2 protein-coding genes are annotated in these 4,606 nt (G+C 41.8%); both read left to right on the top strand.

All coding sequences use genetic code 11. The annotated features are described in order from the left end of the window. The coding region (locus tag NTV63_04255; GenBank protein MCX6710132.1) for a TIGR03663 family protein at nt 1–1,447 on the top strand (1,447 nt) is incomplete at its 5' end. 142 nt (nt 1,448–1,589) lie between these two features. Further along, nucleotides 1,590–4,606, top strand: a 3,017-nt coding sequence (locus tag NTV63_04250; GenBank protein MCX6710131.1) for a putative metal-binding motif-containing protein, incomplete at its 3' end; no start/stop codon positions are given.

Raw genomic sequence — 4,606 nt, 5'->3', positions numbered from 1 at the left:
TGTATTTTGCGCATTCCTGAGATTATACAATCTTGAATTAAGAACAGTGCATCATGACGAGGCAGTTTATGCCTCATTTGTGCAGGGAATACTGAGAAACGGAAACTACCAGTATGACGCAGAATACCACGGTCCTGTGCTTTTCTTCCTGGACGCTCTTGCATTCCGGATTTTTGGGGAAAGGGTTTTGTCATTAAGGATATTTCCTGCAATATTCGGGATAATCATCCTTTTCCTGCTGATTCCTTTAAGGAAATACATCGGAGACAAATCAGTCCTTGCGCTTGCATTCTTCATAGCAATATCGCCGATGTATGAATACTTTGCAAGATTCGGGTTCCACGAGACGCTTTACCTTTTTTTCATGCTTCTTCTGATAATATCCATTTTCAGATACACTGAAACCCAGAGGAAGATATTCTTTTACCTGTGTGCATTCACTTCAGCAATGCTTTTCTCAATAAAGGAAGTGAGCTACTTCATTGTCCCGGTTATATTTTCATTCTTCCCGTTAAGAAGCCTTTTCAGCCATATCCGCACGGAATTTTCCGAGAAAAAGAATTTATTCAAAGCAATTGCTGTCGGGGTTAAGAATTTCATTTCTGAAAGCATTGTATGGGTGAAAAAGCACGCAAAGGAAATTATAATATCAGTTGTAATTTTCCTTTTCATTTTCATAATGCTATACAGCTGTTTTTTCAGGTATCCTGAAAACCTGAAAAAGGCATTCACCCAGCCGATAATCCATTCGCTCACAAAGGCAGTTGAGCGCTCAGGGCACAACAAGCCGTTCACATACTATCTTTCGCTTGCAGCAAAGCTTGACATCTTTGTAGTATTCTTTGCAATAATCGGGCTATTCATAAACAGGAAAAACACATTTTCAAAGTTCTTAATCTACATTTCCTCTCTGACAATACTTGTAATGTCAATAACGCCATACAAGACGCCTTGGAATGGAATGTTCGTGCTTTTTTTCCTTATGCTTATCTCAGTCCTTCCAATTGAGAAAATTTTTGAATTATTTAAGGGAAGAAGATTTGCAGCAGCAGCACTAATTTCAATAATTGCGTTCTCAACCTTCGCAACAATGATAAGGATAAATTTTGTGGACCACAGTATAGATGCGAGAAATCCCCTTGCCTATGCACATGCCGGAAAAGGAATGGAAGAAGCAATGGCAGAAATAATTAAGAATTATCCAACAAACACTTCAATGATAATCTCTGCAACTGAAGTCAGCTACTGGCCAATTCCCTGGTATCTGCGGGATTACACCAATACAGGATATTATGGGGAACTCCCTGAAAACGTTGATTATGAGATTGTCATTGTCTCAATGGGGCAGAATGAGACATTCCTTTCAAGGGCAAAATACAATTATTCTCAAAGCGAATTTGAAACCCATCCCGGAACAAGATTTGCAGTCTTTTCAAGAAAATACTGAAAAAGACGGAAAAACAGATTATCTTTATAGAAAAATTTAAAAACAGCAAAAAATAGTTTATAATGAAGCGGTGGAGTGCTGAAACAGTGCTCAGATAGGTTCATTTTTAACATTCAATCCAATAAAAGAGTGTGGTGGTCTGATGAATAGTAAGATATTAGTTCTGTTCTTTGCAATACTAGCTGTCCTTCTGGTTTCCAGCGCAGTAAGCGCCATAGAATACCCATCTGGAACGTGTGGAGTATTACCGCCAACAGGTTTTACCATAGATACAGGAAGAAGTGATGCAGGCTCATGGACTTATTATGCGCTTGCAGGAAAAAACAGGTGCGCTGACTGCGCAGAACTCATTTCGGCAACAATTGCAGGAGGAGGATACTACTATTTCTGCAGATTCACAAGTACATGTTATTCAAAATCATGCTTTTCAGGCTCTGTGGCAGGCAAATGTTCAAACAGCGGTTGTGTATTATGCAGCGGACCAACTAACATTACCAGATTTGAAAGATTAACCTGTTCTGATTACCGCGGAACTACTTATAGTGATTCATGCACAGACTCTTCAAGCACAAAGGAATATTTTTGCAAAGACAGCTATTGCCAAATCAAATCATTATCCTGCACAGGAGGCTCTGACCCCAATCTTCTGTGCACTACCTGCAATATGCACTGCGATTCAACTGCCGGCACATGCGTGTGCAATACAGGATACACATTTTCAACATTGGGAAAGCAATATGGCTGCGTTGCCTCCTCAACAACTACCAGGAGCACAAGTTCCTCTTCTACTGCAAGCACTACTTCTGTTTCTTATGCTTCTTGTTCTGAAAACGATAACGGAATCGCAAGATTTGTTTCAGGAAACTGCATAGATTTCACTACAACAATCTATGATACCTGCTTAGGATTATCTGTTAATGAACAATACTGCGATTCTACAACAAAAACATGCAAAAACATTATTTTAAGCTGCTCTCAAATCGAAGCAGGTTATATTGGCGCAGGAACCATAATTCAGAATATGCATTGTTCACAAGGCGAATGCGTCTGCAATTCAGGTTATGCAGATAAGGATGCCAATAACCTTAATGGATGCGAAGCATTAGTAACTACAACTTCAACTACATCTGTTCTTTCTACTACTACGATCCTTACTACTACAACTTCTGTTACTCCAGTTTATACTTGCACTGCCGATGTTGGAACATGCAAGCCATCATGTAATGCGGTTATAGGAGAAATTTATGTTCCTGACAAGACATGCTCATCTGGAATATGCTGCAAAACTGCAACATGCACTTCAACTAATTGCGCAACTTGCATTGGAACTGGCTCAAGCGGATGCGGATGGTGCCTTGATTCAGGAAAGGGATGCATGGCAGGAAGCGCAACTACCCCAACATCTGGCTCATGTAATGCAGGAAAATGGATTTCAGCAAGCAGCAACTGTCCGTGCACTTCTACAAAAGCCAGTTCTACCTGTAATGCGGTCTGCGATTGCAGCTTTGGATGCACGTGCCCTTCAGGATGTAATAAAGTTGGTTTAATTGCAAATGGAGAAACTTGCGGAGGGACTGTTTCTACTAGTACTGTTGCTTCTACGTCTACTGTTCCTACTACCACTTCTGTTTTGAGTACAACTACCATTCCTACCACAACTTCTATTGTTCCTACTACAACTTTAATATCAAGCACGTCTGTTTCCAGCACTACTTCAGGAACATCAACTGTATCTGCTTCAACTACAACTGCTGCTCCAACTCCCACTCCTTCCCCAACTGCAACCCCGCCCCCAACATGCAATTTTGAGAGATATGACTGGGCATATTCCACCAAGGGATGCTGCGCGAGGGCAGAGCAGTGCTATGTGGGAGGAAATTCAGAATCCAGCAATGATAATCCAGATGCGTATTTTGGAGCAAACAAGCCAAAGTGCATTAAAGACGGGCAGTTTATACTTGACAGATACTGCAGCAATGGAGTTTGGGTTTCAAGGACAGCGATTATTGCGGGGGAACTATTGAAGTTTGTGGATTCAAATGCAATTGGGAGGGAAAACTACACTCTCATTTGCGACAATTACACAAAAGTATTCAACAATTACGAATACGTTCCTGTAATGAGCTACCTTTCAAGCTGCCAATACAAGAATACATCATATTCAATCCCGTGCCTGAACAGCGTATGCGTATTAAGGTATGGAACATCAGACGGCTATAAAGTAATTGCAGGAACAGCACTCAACTGGAAGGTTGAGGAAATCCTGCCATATCCATTCACGAAATCAATTGACAGGCAGCCCAACTACTGCGACTCTGTCAAGGACTCAACTAATTATGCTGCATGCAGCTCCAAAAAAGATGTGTGGTACAACTCAAAAATCCAGGCGGTTTTCTTTGCAAACGAGAGCTTCTCGCTTGAATCAACTGCAATTGAATCAATAATCAATTTCATAAAAAATCCATTCTCAACAATAGTCCGGCTCATAAAAGGGGAAAATCCCGAATATAAGAATATTGAAAACACAAAGCTTGACACATTATACCTTGCAAAGCTGAATGCGAGGGAGATAAGCGGCTTTATTGAAAAAGGCGCTTCAGACCAGTACCTCTCAATAGTTTTCAAGAACTTCAATACAGACCTCTGTGCAGAGGTAAACAGGATAAAGCCGGGCTCATGCCTAAGAAAGGACGGATGCAGCTACTTCATTACAGCACAGAAATTTGGGAACGATGAAAACAAAATTTTCAATGCCTGGCCCGAACTAACGGCAAGGCTGAGAATAAAAGAGGTCCCTTCAAAATCAACTGCGCTAGACCACTGCAATGACTGCACTCTTAATTTTGACGAGGAGAATGTTGACTGCGGAGGAAGCCTGTGCGCGCCATGCCCCTGCATAGACAACGACCAGGACGGATACAATATAACCGGCGGAAGATGCGGGGAAATTGACTGCAATGATGCAAACCCGAACATCCACCCTAATGCAATTGACAATTGCAGGAATGGGATTGACGAGAACTGCGACGGTTCAGACTTATGCCCTGTTTCATGCGTTGACGGAATCCAGAACAATGGGGAAACCGGGCTTGACTGCGGAGGGCCCTGCCCGCCATGCGAGCCAGAAACTCACAAGGGATGCCAGGGAGGAAAATGCGT

It is taken from the genome of Candidatus Woesearchaeota archaeon (assembly GCA_026394965.1).
Classification (GTDB): Archaea; Nanobdellota; Nanobdellia; order Woesearchaeales; family 0-14-0-80-44-23; genus JAPLZQ01.
This window is presented reverse-complemented; position numbering and strand designations above follow the sequence as displayed.